Source organism: Psychrobacter cibarius, assembly GCF_904845955.1.
Taxonomy (GTDB): Bacteria; Pseudomonadota; Gammaproteobacteria; order Pseudomonadales; family Moraxellaceae; genus Psychrobacter; species Psychrobacter cibarius_B.
In genome coordinates this window covers 148,856-168,287 of sequence record NZ_CAJGYX010000004.1, presented here as the reverse complement: position 1 = coordinate 168,287, position 19,432 = coordinate 148,856, and the positions used below count along the sequence as shown (strand labels likewise).

The 19,432-nt window shown below is 44.9% G+C and carries 18 protein-coding genes; 10 read left to right on the top strand and 8 right to left on the bottom strand.

The window, feature by feature from the left end; genetic code table 11:
• Positions 1-215: 215 nt before the first annotated feature.
• The 7 genes from JMV76_RS09640 to JMV76_RS09610 all read left to right on the top strand — a co-directional run bounded on the left by JMV76_RS09640 (position 216) and on the right by JMV76_RS09610 (position 6,718).
• Entirely contained in the window at positions 216-3,152 is a 2,937-nt protein-coding gene (locus JMV76_RS09640; protein ID WP_201502527.1) for a valine--tRNA ligase, read from the top strand.
• Positions 3,149-3,343: a hypothetical protein gene (locus JMV76_RS09635; protein WP_201502526.1), complete on the top strand. Its 195-nt coding sequence runs from the start codon at positions 3,149-3,151 to the stop codon at positions 3,341-3,343. Before JMV76_RS09640 ends, JMV76_RS09635 begins: the two co-directional genes overlap by 4 nt.
• A 62-nt stretch (positions 3,344-3,405) precedes the next feature.
• A protein-coding gene (locus tag JMV76_RS09630) for an IS3 family transposase (RefSeq protein ID WP_201502525.1) occupies positions 3,406-4,571 on the top strand; the annotation gives its coding sequence in 2 pieces (ribosomal slippage) (positions 3,406-3,664 and positions 3,664-4,571; 1,167 coding nt in all).
• Between the two features lie 427 nt (positions 4,572-4,998).
• Positions 4,999-5,139, top strand: a complete 141-nt coding sequence (locus JMV76_RS09625) for a hypothetical protein (RefSeq protein WP_201502619.1) — start codon at positions 4,999-5,001, stop codon at positions 5,137-5,139.
• Complete coding sequence (locus JMV76_RS09620) at positions 5,136-5,531, top strand: hypothetical protein (protein ID WP_201502524.1); 396 nt, start codon at positions 5,136-5,138, stop codon at positions 5,529-5,531. The genes JMV76_RS09625 and JMV76_RS09620 overlap by 4 nt, the downstream gene beginning before the upstream one ends.
• Positions 5,532-5,842: 311 nt before the next feature.
• Positions 5,843-6,265, top strand: coding sequence for a YbaN family protein (locus JMV76_RS09615; protein ID WP_087813547.1), 423 nt, complete (start codon positions 5,843-5,845; stop codon positions 6,263-6,265).
• A gap of 243 nt (positions 6,266-6,508) precedes the next feature.
• On the top strand, positions 6,509-6,718 hold the full coding sequence (locus JMV76_RS09610; RefSeq protein ID WP_045453470.1) for a cold-shock protein: 210 nt from the start codon (positions 6,509-6,511) through the stop codon (positions 6,716-6,718).
• Between the two features lie 227 nt (positions 6,719-6,945).
• On the opposite strand, the gene JMV76_RS09605 is transcribed toward JMV76_RS09610, so the two are convergent.
• A complete protein-coding gene (locus tag JMV76_RS09605) occupies positions 6,946-8,028 on the bottom strand; it encodes a YeiH family protein (RefSeq protein ID WP_201502523.1) in 1,083 nt (360 codons plus the stop codon).
• A 192-nt stretch (positions 8,029-8,220) separates the two neighbouring features.
• On the opposite strand from JMV76_RS09605, the gene JMV76_RS09600 reads away from it, so the two are divergent.
• Entirely contained in the window at positions 8,221-9,153 is a 933-nt protein-coding gene (locus JMV76_RS09600; RefSeq protein ID WP_201502522.1) for a LysR substrate-binding domain-containing protein, read from the top strand.
• Positions 9,154-9,302: 149 nt separating this feature from the next.
• Here JMV76_RS09600 and JMV76_RS09595 read toward each other — a convergent pair whose 3' ends face one another.
• Positions 9,303-9,764, bottom strand: coding sequence for a universal stress protein (locus JMV76_RS09595; RefSeq protein WP_087813544.1), 462 nt, complete (start codon positions 9,762-9,764; stop codon positions 9,303-9,305).
• Positions 9,765-9,909: 145 nt separating this feature from the next.
• Positions 9,910-10,371: a universal stress protein gene (locus JMV76_RS09590; protein WP_201502521.1), complete on the bottom strand. Its 462-nt coding sequence runs from the start codon at positions 10,369-10,371 to the stop codon at positions 9,910-9,912.
• 263 nt (positions 10,372-10,634) lie between these two features.
• On the opposite strand from JMV76_RS09590, the gene JMV76_RS09585 reads away from it, so the two are divergent.
• Positions 10,635-13,712, top strand: coding sequence for an insulinase family protein (locus tag JMV76_RS09585; RefSeq protein ID WP_201502520.1), 3,078 nt, complete (start codon positions 10,635-10,637; stop codon positions 13,710-13,712).
• Positions 13,713-13,823: 111 nt separating this feature from the next.
• On the opposite strand, the gene JMV76_RS09580 is transcribed toward JMV76_RS09585, so the two are convergent.
• Together JMV76_RS09580 and JMV76_RS09575 are read right to left on the bottom strand one after the other, a co-directional pair.
• The gene (locus JMV76_RS09580; RefSeq protein ID WP_201502519.1) at positions 13,824-15,152 is read right to left on the bottom strand and encodes a serine hydrolase domain-containing protein; all 1,329 of its coding nucleotides are present in this window, start codon (positions 15,150-15,152) and stop codon (positions 13,824-13,826) included.
• A gap of 176 nt (positions 15,153-15,328) precedes the next feature.
• Complete coding sequence (locus JMV76_RS09575; RefSeq protein WP_045453478.1) at positions 15,329-15,892, bottom strand: NUDIX hydrolase; 564 nt, start codon at positions 15,890-15,892, stop codon at positions 15,329-15,331.
• A 591-nt stretch (positions 15,893-16,483) separates the two neighbouring features.
• Here JMV76_RS09575 and JMV76_RS09570 point away from each other — a divergent pair.
• On the top strand, positions 16,484-17,218 hold the full coding sequence (locus JMV76_RS09570; protein WP_201502518.1) for an NUDIX hydrolase: 735 nt from the start codon (positions 16,484-16,486) through the stop codon (positions 17,216-17,218).
• A gap of 67 nt (positions 17,219-17,285) precedes the next feature.
• Here the strand turns inward: JMV76_RS09570 and JMV76_RS14865 are convergent, their stop codons facing one another.
• The 3 genes from JMV76_RS14865 to JMV76_RS09560 form a co-directional block, all read right to left on the bottom strand.
• Positions 17,286-17,696 carry a hypothetical protein gene (locus tag JMV76_RS14865; protein WP_227690273.1) on the bottom strand — a complete coding sequence of 137 codons (411 nt, stop codon included), beginning with the start codon at positions 17,694-17,696 and terminating at the stop codon, positions 17,286-17,288.
• Entirely contained in the window at positions 17,681-18,661 is a 981-nt protein-coding gene (locus JMV76_RS09565; protein ID WP_227690271.1) for an oxygenase MpaB family protein, read from the bottom strand. The genes JMV76_RS14865 and JMV76_RS09565 overlap by 16 nt, the downstream gene beginning before the upstream one ends.
• Positions 18,662-18,738: 77 nt before the next feature.
• Positions 18,739-19,323: a DUF2799 domain-containing protein gene (locus JMV76_RS09560; protein WP_201502517.1), complete on the bottom strand. Its 585-nt coding sequence runs from the start codon at positions 19,321-19,323 to the stop codon at positions 18,739-18,741.
• Between the last annotated feature and the right edge of the window lie 109 nt (positions 19,324-19,432).

The window sequence follows — 19,432 nt, the reverse complement described above, 5'->3', positions numbered from 1 at the left end:
AACATCACTAGCACTTATTTTGTTGGATCTCATTCGATTGAGGACGTTTATGGGCTTTTGCGCTTATTAATGGAGCAATGCCACTCTGCAAGTCTGATAAATTGCCTTAGCATCTAACAAAATCTGCCTATCTGCGTTAAAATCACTCTATTCATGATTTTCCTAATTTTTATATTCGCTTTAATCACATTCAATCAATAAAAGATAATGCCATTATGAGTAACCACAACCTCACTACATCTATTCAAGCGGCCCTAAGCCAGTTAGAGAATGCTTACAATCCTGCAGAAGTTGAAGCAGGCATGTATCAAGGCTGGGAAGAAAGCGGTTATTTTAAGCCGACGTTTGATAAAGACGAGTCTTTTTCTATCGCGTTGCCACCACCGAATGTCACAGGCTCGCTGCACATGGGTCATGGCTTTAACAATGCGATTATGGATGCGCTCACGCGTTATCACCGCATGGATGGTGACAATACGCTGTGGCAACCGGGTACGGATCATGCCGGTATCGCGACCCAAATGGTCGTTGAGCGTCGTTTGGAGGCGCAAGGTATTAAGCGCCGTGATATGACGCGTGAAGACTTCGTCGATAAAGTGTGGGAGTGGAAGGAAGAGTCGGGCGGCAATATCACCAGCCAAATACGCCGTTTGGGCAGCTCGGTTGATTGGTCGCGTGAGCGCTTTACCATGGATGATGGGCTGTCTAACGCGGTAAAAGAAGTGTTCGTTCGTCTGTTCGATGATGGTCTTATCTATCGTGGTAAGCGTTTGGTCAACTGGGATCCTAAGTTCCAAACCGCGCTGTCTGATTTAGAAGTTGAAAACCATGATGAAAAAGGCAGCTTGTGGCATTTCCGCTATCATTTCACGGATACAGAGCTGCTGACTCAAGATGGCAAAAATTATCTGGTGGTAGCCACCACACGTCCTGAAACACTCCTTGGTGATACCGCTGTCGCAGTCAATCCTAGCGATGAGCGTTACGCGCATCTGGTCGGTAAAACCATTACCTTGCCAATTACGGGTCGTGTCGTACCTATCGTCGCTGATGATTATGTCGAAAAAGACTTCGGTACGGGCTGCGTAAAAATCACCCCAGCGCACGATTTCAACGATTATGAGTTGGGTCGTCGTCATAGCTTGCCATTGATTAATATCCTCGATGAGCGCGCCAACATCTTAGCAGCGATGGAAGTTTATCCTGACTTGCAAACGCGTGAGCCAGAATTAGAAACCACACCTAGCGAGTATGCTGGACTTGAGCGTTTTGCCGCTCGTAAGTTCCTCGTTGAGCAAGCAGGTGAGCAAGGCTGGCTAGAAGATATCGAAGACTATGCGCTAAAAGCTCCGCGAGCTGAGCGTGGCGGTACGATCGTTGAGCCGTGGTTGACCGATCAGTGGTATGTCGCGGTCAAAGAGCTGGCCAAGCCTGCGATTGACGCGGTAGAAGACGGCAGCATCGAGTTCGTCCCTGCTCAGTACAAAAACATGTATATGTCGTGGATGACCGATCTGCAAGACTGGTGTATCAGCCGTCAGTTATGGTGGGGACATCGTATCCCTGCGTGGTATGACGATGCGACTGGTGAAGTTTATGTCGCCCGTGACGAAGCTGAAGTCCGTAGTAAATACAGTCTCGGCGATGATGTGATTTTGCGCCAAGATGATGACGTACTCGATACATGGTTCAGCTCTGGTCTATGGACGTTCAGTACGCTTGACTGGGCAGACGTCAACGCTGATCCACGCGTGATGGACACCTTCCACCCAACCAGCGTGCTCGTGACAGGTTTTGACATTATCTTCTTTTGGGTGGCCCGCATGATCATGATGACCATGCACTTCGTGAAAAACGAAGACGGCACGCCGCAAGTACCGTTTAAGACCGTCTATGTGCATGGTCTGGTCCGTGATGGCAATGGTCAAAAAATGTCTAAATCAAAAGGTAACGTCTTAGATCCGATTGACCTAATCGATGGTATCGATCTAGAAGCGCTGGTAGAAAAACGCACCAGCAATATGATGAATCCAAAAGACGCGGCCAAAATTGAAAAACAAACGCGTAAAGAGTTCCCAGAAGGCATCCCAGCCTTTGGTACCGATGCACTGCGCTTTACTTTTACCTCGCTTGCCAGTACCGGTCGCGATATCAACTTTGATCTAAAGCGTGTCGAAGGCTATCGTAACTTCTGTAATAAAATTTGGAACGCCAGTCGTTTTGTACTCATGAACTGCGTCGATAGCGAAGGCAGTGCCAAGCCTATTGACCAAGTGGCGAATCCTGATGTATGGGAATTACCAGAAAAATGGATCATGAGTCGTCTGAACTCTACCATTGCCGATATCCATCAGCATTTCGCCCAGTATCGTCTCGATATGGTCAGCCAAGATATCTATGAGTTCATCTGGAATGAGTACTGTGATTGGTACGTTGAGCTTGCCAAAGCCAGTCTAAATGACGACTCGGTATCTGACGAGCGTAAAGCGCAAATTCGTTATGTATTGCTGCACGTGCTAGAGACGGCGCTACGCTTTAGCCATCCAATCATGCCGTATCTGACCGAGCAAATCTGGCAGACGGTCGCACCGCTATTGAATCGTAAAAATACCGATAGCATCGTCGTTGCTGACTATCCACAAACGGATGATGCCCAAATCAGTGAGCAAGTCGAAGCCGATATGGCGTGGCTACAAGAGCTAATCGCGAGCGTGCGTAATATCCGCGGTGAGATGAAACTCGGTAATGCGGTACGCTTGCCAGTACTCCTACAAAATATCTCTGCTGATGAAGATGTGCGTCTATCACGTATCAAAAATCAGTTTAAAGCGCTTGCCAAAGTTGAGAGCCTAGAGATCGTCAAAGAAGGCGATGAGGTGCCGCTATCGTCATCAAGCATGGTCGGTCAGCTACGTGTACTCGTACCGATGAAAGGTCTGATTGATCCAACGGCTGAGTTGGCGCGTTTGGGTAAGTCATATGATAAGTTGAAAGGTCAAGCAGAAGGCATCGCCCGTAAGCTAGGTAATGAAGGCTTCGTCAGTAAAGCCCCTGCGGAAGTGGTCGATGCTGAAAAGGCGAAACTAGCTGAGCTAGAAGGGCAGTTGACGGCGATGACGGCGCAGATGGAAGAGTTGCGAGGATTAGAATGATATTAACATTTTATGGTGTAGCTTTCCCATTTGAAATGGTTAGTAACGATGATAGTTACTTTATTTGTCGAATAAAATTTGATGAAGAAAAGTCAGATTTTTATGATCGCATTGTAGAAGAAGATATTGTCTGGTATTTGGATGACACAGGACATAGACTCGAAGCTGATAAGCTATTTGAAGCATCATGAGCTATGCTGAAGAAACCGTACAATTAAACTTGGTAAACTAACGACTCAAAGAGGAGTTTACCATGGTCAAGAAAGTAAGAACCTACAGCGATGAATTTAAAGCCGAAGCTATTAAGAAGATAGCAGACAATAAGGGTAATGTTTCAGCGACTGCAAAGCAGCTTGGCATAGCCATGCAAACGCTATCTAACTGGCAAAACAAAGCCACTCAAGGCAAGCTTGCAGGGACTGAGCAATATGACCCACAGCTAATGGCCGTGCTAGAAGAGAATAAGCGCCTCAAGCGACAGCTGAAAGTTGCCGAAGAGGAGCGCGAAATTCTAAAAAAGGCGACGGCGTACTTCGCCAAACACAGCTAGTAAAGTACGCCTTTGTTAAAGACAACCAGCAACTCTTTCGCATCAGTAGCATGTGCCGTGTACTACATATTAGACCCTCAAGTTACTACGACTGGCTGGGTCGTGACATCAGCGCTCAGCAGATACATCGTAACCAGTCTGAGCTACTAATCAAAGCGGCACACAGTGAAACAAAGGAGCGCTACGGCTTTGAGCGTCTGCATGCGCATCTAAATGAGCAAGGATATGATATCAGCCCATACATGGTCAGAAGCATCAAGGAAGAACACGGTATCAAATGCCGTCGTCATAAGCGTTTTAAAGTTACTACCGACTCAAACCACAACAAGCTGGTCTATGACAACGTGCTCGATCAGCAGTTTGACGTCAACCGCCCTAACGAAGCATGGGTCAGTGATATCACCTATATCTGGACAACCGAGGGCTGGCTGTACTTAGCAGGCGTTAAAGACTTGTATACCAAAGAGCTGGTTGGCTATGCCATCAACAAACGTATGACCGCTGACTTAGTTTGCAAAGCATTGAACATGGCAATTAAGAATAAGAGACCAAGCAAGGGACTAATTGTTCACTCTGACAGAGGCAGTCAGTATTGTAGCCATGCGTATCATAAGATTATTAAACAGCATCAGTTTATAGGCTCAATGAGTGGCAAAGGTAATTGTTATGACAACGCACCCATAGAGAGCTTCTGGGGTGTATTAAAGAATGAGCTGGTATATCATCAGGACTATAAGACCAGATTTGCCGCTATTACCGATATCATTAGATATATCGAGTTGTACTACAACCAAACGAGAATTCAAAAGGGTTTAGGCTATAAATCGCCAAGACAGGTGTGGTTTGACTATTATCGTCAAGCGGCGTAACTAAAATCTCCCAAGTTTAACTGTACGGATTTGACGGCAGGGGTCACTTTGCGTATCTTGATGCAATGGTTTTTGATACACCAATATTCAATGACGATCTAATCCAACCTATGATAAAAAAAGCTGAATCGTTTTATATCTCAGACAGATATGATCGCACGGTAAAGTTCAAAGAGTATTTACTTACGGTATGGAATCAGTTCAATTTGGAAGCAAGTTACTTTGATTTCCCTACAGTTATTTCTAATGAAAAACAAAGTTTTAACACAGTTAAAAGAGCGATAGATCGAATCCAGAATTCGTAAATTAAGAATAGATTTTTAACATATCTAAAGAAACCGCTCCATCTTTCACTGTGAGCGGTTTTTTAATGCCAGTAATTAGTCTATTATCTTTAAAGGAATAATACGCTAACGTAAGGAACACCATGAACCATCTCACCGTCGGACAACGCGCGCCTCTAAGCAACCTTGCTATTGACGACACCGTACCAATCACGCTCAAGTTCACTCGCCAAAGCCCGATAGAGATGGATATCAGCTGTTTTAAACAAGGACGCTCAACATGAAAATGACATCTACTGCCAAAGCCTTCACTTTAAGCGCCTTGTTATTAAGCCTAAGCGCTTGCGTCTCTTTACCGACCAATGAAGACACCTTAACAGATGCCGATCTTATTCGCGCTGTTCAGCAAAAAGAACCCGCACCAACCGAAGGCGAGCAGCAGTGGATTATTGGCTACCATCATGGGACTGAAGTCGTTAAATCCTTTCGGTGTGCGGATTTATGTCCTGAGAATACTCTACGAATTATCTATTACAATGTGCCTGATGTAGAGAGCTGCGCTCGCATTGGTGGTGTCACTAAACAGATTTTAGTACCGATAGCAATTACCGTTGCCCCAAGAACGTTTTGTTTTCCTAAGGTGATTGTGGACAACTGGAAAGGCTATCTTAAATAAGCAGATATTGAGTAAGATGCCATCGAATAAATCTCAAATTTAGCAGTTAGCTTTTGACTCTTAAACTATTTAGTACGGAAGAACCGCTCTAGCTTAGACTATGGGCAGTTATTTTATGCCTGTTATACTATTAATAACTAATTAATAGCAAAAACCTCGTAAAAATAGCCTTGTACCATTTGGAGTGATATTGCATGCTTAGCTACCTATATAGGTAGGCAGTTCTATAAATGATTATCTGGTTTAAGAATATAGCTGTCTAACCTTTATCGAATATTAGCCACTCCATATCATTCAATGACAGTATTTTTATGAGCCAACACAAAAAAGCCTTTTATTATCGACCCAAAACCAATCAGCATAACAGCCCAACGGTGCGTTGGACGTTTGTCATACTGGGCTGGCTATTTTTTGTATTAGGGATTATCGGTGTATTGCTGCCAGTCATGCCGACTGCGCCTTTTATATTACTGGCAGCAGGTTGCTGGGCACGTAGTTCGCGACGCTTTCATTTTTGGTTGATTAATCATAAATACTTTGGGAAATTTGTCCGCGATTGGGAAAATAATCATGCCGTGCCACTCTATGCCAAGTGGTTAGCGACAATAATGATGACTATTTCAACAACGATGTTATTTTTTAATATTCCCGCCGATATGATATGGATGGCATGGCTGGTAGCCGTGGTCTGTACTGGGGTAGCGGTCTATTTGTTCCGTTTGCCAAATGCCTAAAATACATTGATTTTCAGGTCAAAATCGTAATAAATGGGCTTTGGTTACATGAAAGCTAAGATAAGACTTGCGAAATCAGGATGTTCCCCCTATAATACGTCCAAGCTTAAGAGCAGTTCTGCACCAAATCATTACCTCGTAGTATTAGTTATAATCCTTCGTTTTAATATTTATCGTTCAGTAGCTATTTGCAAGCGTTATCGGTCACTAGGCCATTAATAAATTTAAAAGTAGGATTATATTATGTCAGACGTTCAAAAAGGTACAGTTAAGTGGTTCAACGAAGCTAAAGGCTTTGGTTTTATCGCTCCAGAAACTGGCGCAGACGTTTTTGCTCATTACAGCGAAATCACTGGTTCAGGCTTCAAAACTTTAGCTGAAGGCCAAGAAGTTGAGTTCACTGTAACTCAAGGTCAAAAAGGTCCACAAGCTCATAACATCGTTGCTATCTAATTTGTCTTTATAGACAACTAGAGCAAGATGAACAAAAAACGAACCTTCGGGTTCGTTTTTTTTCGTCTGTTGTTTATATTTATCGCTTATGATAAATGCCTTAATAATAAGGCGTTAAGCAAAATCTTAGAACAAAAATGCCTACGACTATGGTGATAGTCGTAGGCATTTTTGGTTTGGTGTTAAGAGTTTGGTGTTTAGTCAGTAACTGTTTTAGAGTGAAGTAATTAGAGTGCAGCAATGCCGATATTAATCAGTCCACCGCCAATGATAAGCCAAGCAAACATCATTGCGCCTAAGATAAGCGGTTTAACACCTGCTTGTTTAATGGCGCTTAGGTGTGTGGTTAAGCCTAGCGCAAACATTGCCATGGTAAGCAACACATCATCGAGCATGACCATGCTACGCTCAAAGCTTGCCGCCATTGGCACCCAAGTATGTAATAACACTACCAAAATAAAGACAAAGGCAAACCATGGCACTTTGACTTGTTGTACACGCTTCATCAATGACAGTTTTTCGCCATTTTTGCTACTACCTGTGGTTAAAGCAAACGATAAAATCAGTAAAAAAGGCGCGAGCATCATCACCCGTATCATTTTAGTGACGACTGCCGTATTCCCAACCTCGGTACTAACAGCATTACCAGCGACCACCACTTGCGCGACTTCATGAATGGTTGAACCCGTATAAATGCCGTATTGCTGGGCGTTTAGCCACGGTTGCAGCCAGCCAAGCTGATATAAAAACGGATAGAGCAGCATGGCAATCGTACCAAAGACCACCACGGTGGCGACAGCAATAGTGACTTTATGGGCTTCAGCTTTGACGACCGGCTCTGCGGCAATCACCGCTGCTGCGCCGCAGATACTGGCGCCAGCACCAATTAATAACGTCGTCTGCTTATCGACTTTGAGCCATCTGGTGCCAAGCCAATAGGTGAGTAAAAACGTTGAGGTTAATACCAGCGCATCCGTCATTACCGCTGGCATACCGACACTAGCAACTTGGGTTAAAGTCAGCTTAAAGCCATAAAAAATAATAGCAAGGCGTAATATTTGACCTTTGGCAAAGTTAACGCCATCGCTAAGTTGTTCAGAAAAATTTGGATATAGCGTATTACCCAATATCATCCCAAGCAAGATTGCTAGGGTTAACGATGACAGCCCAATAATACGCCCGTCCGACCACGTATCTAAGCTCATATTCAGCCACAAGCAAAACAAGCTACCAATCAGCACGACAATCAGCCCCAAAATAGGGCGGTTATGCGGAAAGTAGTTATGCATGTTTTGTGCTAAAGCGTTCATGTCGTACGCACCTATTATTTATCATCTATAATCGAAATAAGCATAAGCTTATGAATAGACAGTATAAGTCATGTCGATTTATAATAAAAACAGATTAATAAGATATAAACTATCGATTTTTTAGGTTAAGAAACGATTCTTAGAGTTTAGGCTTTTGGAAATTTATAGGCAGCATAGGATGTCAGAGCCATTATGAAAAAACCCATACAGATGCTGCCGAAGATTACCCTTAAGCAGCTATCGGTGTTTGTCAGTATTTATCAAACTGGCAGCACCAGCCGAGCCAGTGAAGAGTTGCATTTGTCGCAGTCGGCGGTCAGCAGCGCGCTCACTGAGCTGGAGTCAAGGTTGCAGATGCCGCTATTTGAGCGCGTCGGGCGCAGGCTCAATCAGCATCCAAACGCCCATCCTATTTATATACAGGCGCAAGCCATCTTGGGGCAGGCTTTAACGCTAGAGCATTATCATAAGCACCAAGCGGGGCAGATTCATATTGGTGCCAGTACCACTATCGGCAATTATGTGCTGCCGCCGCTGCTTGCCAAGCTATATGCAGCGCTACCGGATGCTCATATCGATATGTATATTGCCAATACCCAAGAGGTAGTCGGCGAGGTTGAGCAATTAAACATTGATATTGCTTTGGTCGAAGGCATGCCGCGCCCGACAGATATGAAGGTGATTGAGCAGCGCGCTTGGCGGACCGATACCTTGATGGTCTTTGCTAAGCGTCATAGTAAGTGGCTGACAGACATGAAGTATAACGAGAAAGGAAAATGTTATGAGCTGAGTGCAGAACAATTGGCAATACTCCCGCTGTTGGTACGAGAGGCGGGTTCGGGTACGCGGCAAATTATCGATGAGCAATTATTGCAATATCTGCCGCATGCCGAGATTGTGATGGCGATTCAGCAATCAGAAGCCATTAAACATATGGTCAGCGCCGATATTGGGCTTGGTTGTTTATCGCAGCATGTCATTGAGGCGGAGCTGGCAGCAGGAAAATTGGTGCAGGTAAAAGTAGCGGGTATAGACTTATCACGTACGTGGTGGCTAGTTTGGCACAAAGCCCGCCATCAAAGCCCTATTTGGCAAAGCTTTATTGATATTTTGATAGAAGATTGATTTTAATGGTAAATGTAGAGATTCTAGTGAGAATATTTACTGTTTTAATGAATAATAAAAAAGCGCAATGTCATACAATGCGCTTTTGTTAATGAGCTATTTTAATAGTTTCAAATAACTTAGGAATTACGTTAAGTGTATTCTTAAACTTATTTATTAACCGGTTTGTCCAGTCTCACCACTAAGCTGTCGCAAGGGACATTGGGCAAGATGTTATCTGCCGTCGCGCCACTGAGCCAAGCGGCGATACCATGACGTTCGTGACGACCGATGACCAATAGATCAACATCATGCTTATGGCAATAGTTGACGATACCTTCACTGTTAGAGATGGCGGTGGTCACTTCAGAGTTTACCGCATGTAAATCGTTACGGTCCAAAAACTGTGCCAATTTGGCGCGCGCTTCTTGGCAGCGTTCATCGTCAATTTCATCATATAAGCTTGAGGCAGGCACCAGCTCATAGCCGAAGCCAACCATAGTATCTTTAACGATATGAAGCACCGATAGCTTGGCGTTAGGACGATTCTCAACGATGCGTTTGGCCTTTTGGGCGACCACATCAGCATCGGACATTAGGTCGGTGACCAATAAAATATGTTCGTAACTCATAGCGTCTTCCTCGTGTCAGATAGTATTTACTATAGCACTCCTACCGAGCGCTGTTAAGTGCTGCTAAGCTATCTTTGTCTATATCTTATAAGGATATTTGTTACGCTTAACAGTAGCTTTTTTAGCGCCTTGCTTGCTTATCTCGTTATTTTGGTACGGGCTGATCAAGTTTTACCACGAGACTGTCGCAAGGTACGTTTGGCAAGATACTGTCGGTAGTTGCCTTGACTAACCAAGCGGCGATACCGCGGCGCTCATGGCGACCGATAATCAGTAAATCGACTTCTTTTTCGCGGCAATAATTGACGATGCCTTTACTGTTAGAGATAGCAGCAGTGACCTCAGAATTGACCGCGTTTAGCTCATTGCGTTCTAAGAATTGCGTCAATTTAGTGCGTGCTTCTTGCCAGTGTTCGCCATCGAAATCGCCTGATAAACTAGACGCAGGCACCAGCTCAAAGCCGAAGCGCACCATATCATCTTCAACAATATGTAAGACAGATAACCTAGCCTCAGGCGAGCCTGCAAGGATACGTTTGGCTTTTAGGGCAACCTCGTCAGCATCGGACAATAAGTCGGTGACCAGTAAAATATGTTGGTAGCTCATCAGGGGCTCCTAAAATAGTAGTTAACTTTATAGTAGCAGTGCTGGCTACCTTTGTTAAGGGTTAAAACCATTATTTGATTATGGATATTGCCTTAATACTACTTTTAAAATATTCATTGATAAATCTTACCCAGTGAGCCGTTATTACCATATGGCTAGCTTGACTTATCCATAGGTAAGCCCCATCTATTAGCGCTATAGACACCATTTTATGAGCCCTGAAAATCAGGGCACGATATACATTATCATTGATAAGGATAACTATGACTGACACGCCATTTACTGCGGATTTAACGCTACATCCAGCGTTTGAGCTGATTGAGCATCGCCACATTGAGGCGCTATCGATGGATGTGCTGATCAGTCAGCATGTTAAGACTGGGGCGATGCATTACCATTTGGCGCATCCGAGTGATGAAAATGCCTTTTTGGTCGGCTTTCGCACTCAGCCAATGGATTCAAAAGGCGAAGCGCATATTCTAGAGCACGTGGCTTTGTGTGGCTCTGAGAAATTCCCTGTACGTGACCCGTTTTTCTCAATGATTAAACGTTCATTAAATACTTTTATGAATGCGATGACTGCTGCTGATTGGACGGCGTATCCGTATGCGACGCAAAATAAAAACGACTACTTTAATTTGCTAGCCGTTTATCTGGATGCGTCCTTTTTTCCGAATATTCATCCGCTGGATTTTGCCCAAGAAGGTATTCGCGTCGAGTTAGACGAAAATGACAAGCCGCAATTTAAGGGTATCGTTTTTAATGAAATGAAAGGCGCAATGAGCGGCGAGATTGACCAGTTATATCATACGGTCGCCCATCATTTGTTCCCAACGACAACCTATCATTATAATTCGGGCGGCGATCCTGCTGATATTCCTGACTTGACCCATCATGAGCTGGTTGAATTTCATCAAAGCCATTATCACCCATCAAACAGCGTGATTATGAGCTTTGGTAATATTCCGGTCGCTGAGACGCAGGCGAAAATCCATGAAGATGCCTTGATTCAATTTGAAGCAGGCAAAAAACACGTCTCGCGTCCAGAACAGCGTCTGTCTGCACCGATTAGCGCGGTTGATACTTATACTGCTGATGAAGCCGGTCCTGACCAAACGCATCACGTGGTGGCGTGGTTATTACCATCAATTACTGATCCAAAGCAGCGTTTGGCGTTACGTCTATTAGAAGGGGTATTGGTTGAGCATGCTGGTTCGCCATTGCGTGCGTATTTGGACAGCCATCCACTTGGTAAAGCGCCAAGTCCGCTATTGGGACTCGACGACAGTCATTATGAAATGGTCTTTTATACCGGTCTGCGCGGTTCAAACCCTGAGCATGCCGAAGCGGTAGAGCAGGGCATTATTGATTTGCTTAAAGAGGTCGCGAGCAAGCCGATTGATGATGAAACCATTGAAACCATTTTGCATCAAATTGAGATTGATCAGCGCCATATCGGTGGTGATAGCATGCCGTATGGTTTGAATCTCATGCTAGAAGGCTTTAGTACGGCGATTCATGATGGCAACCCTATCGACGTCTGGGAAGTTGACGAGCATTTGCAGTGGCTACGTGAACAAGTAAAAGATGCGCAGTGGTTACCGAATTTAATCAAGACTCATTTACTCGATAATCAGCATCGTGTCCGTGTCACTATGACGCCTGACAGCGAAAAAACTGCCCGCCTTGCAGCAGCTGAGCAAACCCGTCTTGATACCATTGCGATGGATTTGACCGCTGATGATAAAGCTATCTTAAAGCAACAAGCATTAGATTTGGCAGTGCGCCAAGCAGCACCTGATGATTTAAGCCTATTGCCAAAAGTTGGCTTAGAAGATGTCCCGACCGATATCAGCTTTAAACAAGGCACGCAAAAACAAGTGAATTTAAGCGGGCAAGACAGCACCTTATTTGAATATGAAGCGGGCACTAATGGCTTGTATTATTATCAAGTGATTGTGCCGTTGACCGATGCGATTGGTAATCAGGACACCAGCGAGCTACCCGTTAATGAGGTAATCAATCATCCATTGTTGCCTATTTACTTAAGCTTACTATCTGAGCTTGGTACTGATTCGTTAAGCGCTCATGAGATGCAAGCCAAGCAAGCGGCGCATTCATCAGGGGTGACGGCGCGTATCAGTCAGCGTACCAATATCGATGACAGCCAAGCGATTAGTAGTTACTTTGTCGTAGCAACGCGTGCGCTAAATCGTAAACCTGAAGCGATTGATTTGCTAAAAGAAGTCATGGAGCATAGTGTCTTTAGTGAGCATGACCGTATCAAAGAAATCTTGCAGCAGCGTCAAGCAGGTTGGCAATCAAACCTTGCCGGTTCTGGACATTCGTATGCGATGCAAACTGCCAGTCGCGGCATGAGCCGCCAAGCGCAGTTAGAATATGTGCGCAGCGGTCTGCCAGCACTAAACGCGCTAAAAGACTTCTTAACTCATGCCAGTACTGATGATGCGCAGTGGGATAAATTGGCAACCAGTCTGATGGATTTACATCAACGTTTAATCAGTTTACCTAAGCATGCGGTTATCATTTGTGAAGCCGAGCAAACCGAACGCTTGAGCAATTTGATTGTTGATAGCTGGAAAGACAGCCAAGCGCCAAAGATTGCTGAAAAAATCACAAACTCTGATGCGGGTATTGAAGACGAAATCCCAAGCGAGTTTGCCGAGTTGCAACTTGATGCGGCGTTAAATGGCGAGACAGACGCGGTCAAAGCACTAGAAAGTGGTGTGGCGCTCGATGTTGAAGATTTGGCGTGGCTAGTTCCGACCAACGTCTATCATAATGCTAGCGCATATACCGTGCCAGCAGCCGACCATCCTGATACCGCTGCCTTGATGGTATTAGCGCCTTACTTACGTAATGGTTACTTGCATAGTGCCATCCGTGAGCGCGGCGGTGCTTATGGTGGCGGTGCAGGTTACGATGCCAATGCTTGCGCCTTTAAGTTCTTTAGCTACCGCGATCCGCAGTGTGCTGAGACCTTTGCGCATTTCGATGCCAGTATCGAATGGTTATTAAATGAGCCACAAACCGATGAGCAGTTAGAAGAAGCCATCTTAGGTATTATCTCAGGTATGGATAAACCAGGCTCTCCAGCAGGTGAAGCGGTCAAAGCCTGCTTTGCTAATCTGCATCATCGCGGTGTCGATTGGCAACGTAAAATGCGTGCGGCAATATTGGCTGTGACGGTTGCTGACTTGCAGCGTGTTGCTAAGCAATACCTGCAAGGGCAACAGCATGTACGTGCGGTACTTGCGCCTTATGATAAAGAAGCAGCGGTACAAGAGCTTGCCTTTAAAGTGTGTAAAATTAAAAGCTAGTTCACTTAAAGTCTATTGACTTAATTGCTATAAAAAACCGCCGCTTTCACTAAAAATGAAAGCGGCGGTTTTATTTTGGGTTAGTTTTTTAAAGCGCTATTTCTTAAATGCTTACTTTTTAATTAAATAATTTGCCAGCGCTTTATAAGCGGGTAGTGAGGTTGGGTCAATCTTGCTATTGCTGGCATCTGGGTATGACGCAAAGCGGACGATAACCATATCGGCTGCGGGATCGACATAAATGGTTTGACCGTGGACGCCGCGTGCCGCATAGATAGGCGTGGGATTGTTAAATAACCACCACATGCTTTTGTAGCTGCCGTTGGTTAGCTGTTTATAGCCTGCTTTTGCAAAAGCGTTTTTATCACCGCCGGCTTCGATATTATCAACGACTGCAGCTGGGAATAAACGTTCGCCATTAATCTCGCCTTTATTGAGCATCAAGCTACCAATGCGTGCCATGTCATGCAGGCTTGCGCTGATACCGCCGCCAGCGAATGGTGTACCTTTAGCATCGACAGTCATATAAGCACTTTGTTCAGCACCGATTTTTTGCCAGATGCGTTCTGAGAGTAGCTCATTGACCGCTTTGCCAGTGGTACGCGAGATAATCCAGCCAAGCGCATCACTATTGATGGTGCGATAGTTAAATTCTGCCCCATGTTGACCCTTTTTCTTAACCGTTTGCAGATACTCAAAATAACCATTAGGTCCGCTATAGCCTTTTGGTTTCGGTAGTGGGCTTGCTGCTTCTGAATACTGCCAGATATCGGCATTAGGGTCAGCATAGTCTTCGCTATAATCGAGGGCGGTGGTCATATCCATCACTTGGCGGACGGTTGCATCCCCAAAGCCACTGTTTTTGAGCTCTGGAATGATAGATGCGACTAATGCCTTATCATCAAGCTTACCTTCGGTGACAAGGATTTCTGCTAGCAGCCCAGTCATGGATTTGGTCATCGACATCGCCGCATGATTGCCCAGCTCATTGAGGCAGCCGTTTTGGCGCTCGTATACCACCTTGCCATGATGCATGACCATAATGCCGTCAGTATAATTGGCATCCAGTGATTGCTTCCAAGTCATCGGGCGCTTACTGTTAGTAGGCATAAAGGTGATGGCATCGATGTTTTTATCTAACGCATAGCTGAGCTTGGAAGGCGCACCGATACCGCGACTGACGTCAGTGGTGGGCATCAATTCACGGATATGACAGACCGTCCAACGCAGCTTGGGAAAACTAAAAAAATTAGAGGAGGGTTGAGTAATCAGTTTATCAGCAGGCGGCGGAAAACCTTGCATCCAGCCAAGCGTTTGTGGGTCGGATTGTTTGGCGGTTAACCGTGTGTCATCCGCATGGCTGGTGATACTTATAGTGGTTAGGGTCATGGCGATGGTCAGTGGTAGTAGCGGTAAAGAGCGTTGCAATAAAGTCAGCATAATATTCTCGCAAGTCGGCTTAAACGATTAACTTCAGACAATAAAAAACCATTGATAAGTGGCTATATTCAAAACTTAGCATAAGACTTATCAATGGTTTTTACCAACCACTTTTGTAAAGCAGTCGATTTTTTATAAGGTTATTTTTTATAACTCTATTCTTTATATGTTTAGGGCTAGTAGCGCTTGATCGCTTGGTCTTTACCGATGATATCTTGATGAATAGGGAAGTTTTCATGGTTATCGTATTGCTTGCGGTCAGCAAAGTAGCTTTTTAGGGTGCGACGTACCGCTTCAAAGGCAAGTTTGTCCCATGGAATGTCTTCTTCGGTAAATAACGCACAATCAAGACTTTCAGAGCCGATGCCATAAGCGCCGTCTTTTAGCTCAGTGATATAGATACTATAAATTTGCCCGATATCAGGAATATCATATAAGCAATATAAATGCGGATTGATGACGACCGCTTCTGCTTCTTCAAAGCTTTCACGAGCGGCCCCTTCTGCCATGGTTTCGCCATTTTCCATAAAGCCAGCTGGCAGTGTCCATAAGCCATACTGTGGCTCGATCGCGCGGCGACATAGCAGTACCCGATGCTTATGCACAACGAGTGAGCCACAAATCACTTTTGGATTTTCATAGTGAATATAGTGGCAATTGGGGCATACCAAGCGTGGGATATTATCCGTGGCTGGTATTTTGCGTTCCGCTTCATGACCGCATTGTAAACAATAGCGCATATTAACTGCCTTATTTAATGATAAATCTACATGATAAATAGAAATGAGAAAAAGGATTGTCGTTCTTTGAAGAATTATGATTCTTATTTTATAAAATAGTATGACTTTAGCTTATCAGATGTTATGTGATCATAGCTGTTAATCCTAAGATAACACAAATTCTCATCACACTGGCAGTGATAATAACAAGCACACAGGTTTGCGCAACTGCTTACGGCTACGGTTGCTATTAATGAATGTATCAGCAGGCAGAGCAGGACAGTCACATAAAGTATATGCAGTCACGATAAGATTGCGCTAGGCTAGACTCACGCTAACTATTGAATGATAGCTTTACCTATAACGAGAGTAATGGCTTCCGCGACTGGTGTTGTTCTAAGTAAGGGCAACCAGCAAAGCGAGCGCATCTATCAGAGTAGGGGGTATTAAAAAATGCCACTTTACGTCGCCAAGCATGACGATGAATGAATAGAGGCCAGCATGTAGATGCGATATGCGTAGCAATAACACTGGCGCAAGCTTTGTACACATTGCGAGAGATAAGCTCCACAATCCGATGCTTAATTCTAATAAAAATATAGGGCAATAATCATGTTACTTCCCCCGCAGTCGCTACGTTTTGATGAGTTTTCAGTCGCTGTGCCGGACTTTATTCGTTATCCCACTATTAGAACGTTGGCGGAACGGGTGCAGCATGAGACCTTAAATGACGTCACCAGTCCTGCGCTGTATGATGCTAGCACTTCTCGTAGCACTCGCATTCTAGATAGCTTGTATCAAACACCCATTGCCGATGCCTCGGTATTGGTTGCCATTACTCATGAACGCCATCCAAAACTGCTACTGACACGCCGCGCTGCGCACATGAACAGCCATGCTGGCGAGGTCTCTTGCGTTGGTGGTAAACATGACGCAGGCGACGGTAATAATGTCGTCACCGCTTTGCGTGAAGCCTGCGAAGAGACGGCACTACCACCTAATAAAGTCCAGCTAATTGGTCAATTGCCCATTCAAACCTCTAAAAGTGGTATGAGTGTGCGTCCTATTGTGGCGCTGATTGCGCCCGATTTATTATTAGTCCCTGAGCTTGGCGAAATCTCGCGCATTTTTTGGGCAGATTTTGAAACCTTGCTGACTCAGCCTACTGTCGAGTATGCGGTAGAATATGCAATGCAAGATAAGATCGCGACCATTCTCACGCCTAGCTGGCAAGTGGATGGTGAAACGGTTTGGGGTCTGACAGGACGAGTCATTGCCAGCTTGTTAGAAACAGGCTTTGATCGCCAGCTTGAGTGGTATTATCGTATCCAAAATACGCGAAATTAATCCGTAAGGTGGCTGACGTCTAATCATTATTCGTTTCTTTTATCTACTATGCTTTATTTATAATTGCTTACTTATAATATTCGTCATTTTTCTTTAGCCACCAGTTCATATTATCTTGGCGTTTGGCGCGGAAGGCTTCTAGTTTTTCGGCTATCGTTTGATTGTGTTGGCGTGCCGTATCGAGCGCAAAGAGAATCGGCACCGATGATAAGACACCAAAGCGGATTTTTGATTTTGGCAAATCCAGCCCATCGCCAATATCATCGCCGACCAAGGTACGGGTCACGCTAGCATTAACCATCTCAACGAAACGCCCCCGCCGATTGTCTTCGCCCATCAGCTGACGTGGCAAATCATGCAGAGCCTTGGCTAATGGTTGCCCCATTTTAAAATCAAGTTGCTGAATTGATAAATAAGTATAGAGCCATTCCCAACAGGCGGTTTCATCTTTTGGCAGGCGATCTAAGTCAACCCCCATCCAATAACTGGCAAGATTCCATAGATGCAGAATTCCTGCCCTCTCCCTGCCGCTTCTTCAGTGCTGATGCGTGCGCCAAGCAGCCGTAACCCGCGCATAATCAACAATGAAAACTGCAAATGAGTAGCAATCATATCGGTTTGATTGATAGGAAGACCCCAATAATTAGTATTCCAGCTGCCATCTGGGTTGTGATGTTGGTCGGCATTTGGTATGACGCCTTTAGCAGCATTGCCTTTACCTTTGAGCAAGTTTTGCCGTACTAGGGTATGAATTTGCCGCACCTTGATTGATTGCCGCCAACCTTCTGAGCCAATCGCCAATACTTGCTCGATAGACTGACGTTGATTATGGGCGTTTGTATTCGACTTATGTAATGGGGGGTGTTCAGAGACGGCTAAGATATAGGCATACGTACGCATCAGGCGGGGCAAGGCATCGTGCATCAATGCGCCTGTCTGAATGAGCGGCAGGGAGAGGGCAGGAATGCTGTAGCCTGCCATCAAGGCGACATTACGTAATAGCCAAATCAGCATCAGCGGATAGCGTCGATAGGCAATCGCACCGATTTGGGCAAGCTTGGGATCGAACCAATCGGGATGGTGGCTAAATTGTTCAGCCAAGGCGTTAAATGCAGAGTTGTTTACGAGGTCAGCGTCGAAGTTATTGCTGTTGTCGCTGATAATAAATTGCTGTAGGGGCTTTGCAAAACGAATGCCGTCAGCGGCCAATGTATCTGCCAGTGAATCGCCAATATCGTAGCCTGCGACTATTTTATTTAATAAATCTTGCGAGATAACAAAACCTTTTGGTAGCAAATAACGTCTAATTCGCTTTAAGACTTGCAAGTCACTATGGTCATCAATCGCGGTCGTCCGTCCGTGACGCTGATAAGGTTTTATTGAGGATTGTTGGTGATTCAAAGTATCAGCCGTCTGTGTATCAGTTATGTTGATTGAATCCATATTTATTAAATGCCTTTTTACCAAATGCTTTCTTACCAAATATTTTCCTATTAGATCATTTCACAAGGCCAATAGTATTAATAGCTATTTGACTGGTTTAGAGCTTCTAATTGTCTTTGCGTGGTGTTTATACGGCGTTTGGCTTTACGCAGCTCGTCGGCTAATGACAGTAGGCGCGCGCGTGCTTCTTTTTCATTAGCAAAGTTTAGCATCGCCCCACTTTCTAGCTTATCAAATTCTTCTTGGTAGGTTTCTATGAGGCGCTTGTCTTTGTCTAACTGACTGTCTAAGGCGTAATAGTCTAAGCCTTTTTGATTGGCAGTTTGCAGTGTGTTCGCCAAGGTTAAGGGGCAGACATTATTGAGCTGACGTCCGCGCCGACCGACATTGTAAGCATTACTGGTCGTGCAGTATTGCTTAAGCCCCAGCTGGCGACCGCGCTCCCATGCCAGATAGTTGGGGGCAACACTGGCCTTGGCACAGGCTTTGGCATGTGATGCAAGGCGATCTGATGGGTAACCTGCCACGCCATCGTTGTAGCCAATAGCCTGCCAGTTACCAACAAGGCACTCCTGCTTAGAGAGCGTGGCACAGCTTGATAGTAAAACAATGCTACCAAGGAGCGCCAAGCTTAATGAAGGCCGCAGTACAAACTGTCGCATGATTATCTCTTCTATGGCTACTGATGCAAGTGCTGATATAGTTAATGCAAAATACTTTTAATGAACCATGCTCGGCTGCCAAAGTACGTGAACTATAAAATAATAAGCC

What these genes read in the sequence shown, in the direction of transcription:
- JMV76_RS09640 (WP_201502527.1), top strand. Translation starts at nt 216, where the DNA reads ATGAGTAACCACAACCTCACTACATCTATTCAAGCGGCCCTAAGCCAG.
- JMV76_RS09635 (WP_201502526.1), top strand. Translation starts at nt 3,149, where the DNA reads ATGATATTAACATTTTATGGTGTAGCTTTCCCATTTGAAATGGTTAGT.
- JMV76_RS09625 (WP_201502619.1), top strand. Translation starts at nt 4,999, where the DNA reads ATGAACCATCTCACCGTCGGACAACGCGCGCCTCTAAGCAACCTTGCT.
- JMV76_RS09620 (WP_201502524.1), top strand. Translation starts at nt 5,136, where the DNA reads ATGAAAATGACATCTACTGCCAAAGCCTTCACTTTAAGCGCCTTGTTA.
- JMV76_RS09615 (WP_087813547.1), top strand. Translation starts at nt 5,843, where the DNA reads ATGAGCCAACACAAAAAAGCCTTTTATTATCGACCCAAAACCAATCAG.
- JMV76_RS09610 (WP_045453470.1), top strand. Translation starts at nt 6,509, where the DNA reads ATGTCAGACGTTCAAAAAGGTACAGTTAAGTGGTTCAACGAAGCTAAA.
- JMV76_RS09605 (WP_201502523.1), bottom strand. Translation starts at nt 8,028, where the DNA reads ATGAACGCTTTAGCACAAAACATGCATAACTACTTTCCGCATAACCGC.
- JMV76_RS09600 (WP_201502522.1), top strand. Translation starts at nt 8,221, where the DNA reads ATGAAAAAACCCATACAGATGCTGCCGAAGATTACCCTTAAGCAGCTA.
- JMV76_RS09595 (WP_087813544.1), bottom strand. Translation starts at nt 9,764, where the DNA reads ATGAGTTACGAACATATTTTATTGGTCACCGACCTAATGTCCGATGCT.
- JMV76_RS09590 (WP_201502521.1), bottom strand. Translation starts at nt 10,371, where the DNA reads ATGAGCTACCAACATATTTTACTGGTCACCGACTTATTGTCCGATGCT.
- JMV76_RS09585 (WP_201502520.1), top strand. Translation starts at nt 10,635, where the DNA reads ATGACTGACACGCCATTTACTGCGGATTTAACGCTACATCCAGCGTTT.
- JMV76_RS09580 (WP_201502519.1), bottom strand. Translation starts at nt 15,152, where the DNA reads ATGCTGACTTTATTGCAACGCTCTTTACCGCTACTACCACTGACCATC.
- JMV76_RS09575 (WP_045453478.1), bottom strand. Translation starts at nt 15,892, where the DNA reads ATGCGCTATTGTTTACAATGCGGTCATGAAGCGGAACGCAAAATACCA.
- JMV76_RS09570 (WP_201502518.1), top strand. Translation starts at nt 16,484, where the DNA reads ATGTTACTTCCCCCGCAGTCGCTACGTTTTGATGAGTTTTCAGTCGCT.
- JMV76_RS14865 (WP_227690273.1), bottom strand. Translation starts at nt 17,696, where the DNA reads ATGGGGGTTGACTTAGATCGCCTGCCAAAAGATGAAACCGCCTGTTGG.
- JMV76_RS09565 (WP_227690271.1), bottom strand. Translation starts at nt 18,661, where the DNA reads ATGGATTCAATCAACATAACTGATACACAGACGGCTGATACTTTGAAT.
- JMV76_RS09560 (WP_201502517.1), bottom strand. Translation starts at nt 19,323, where the DNA reads ATGCGACAGTTTGTACTGCGGCCTTCATTAAGCTTGGCGCTCCTTGGT.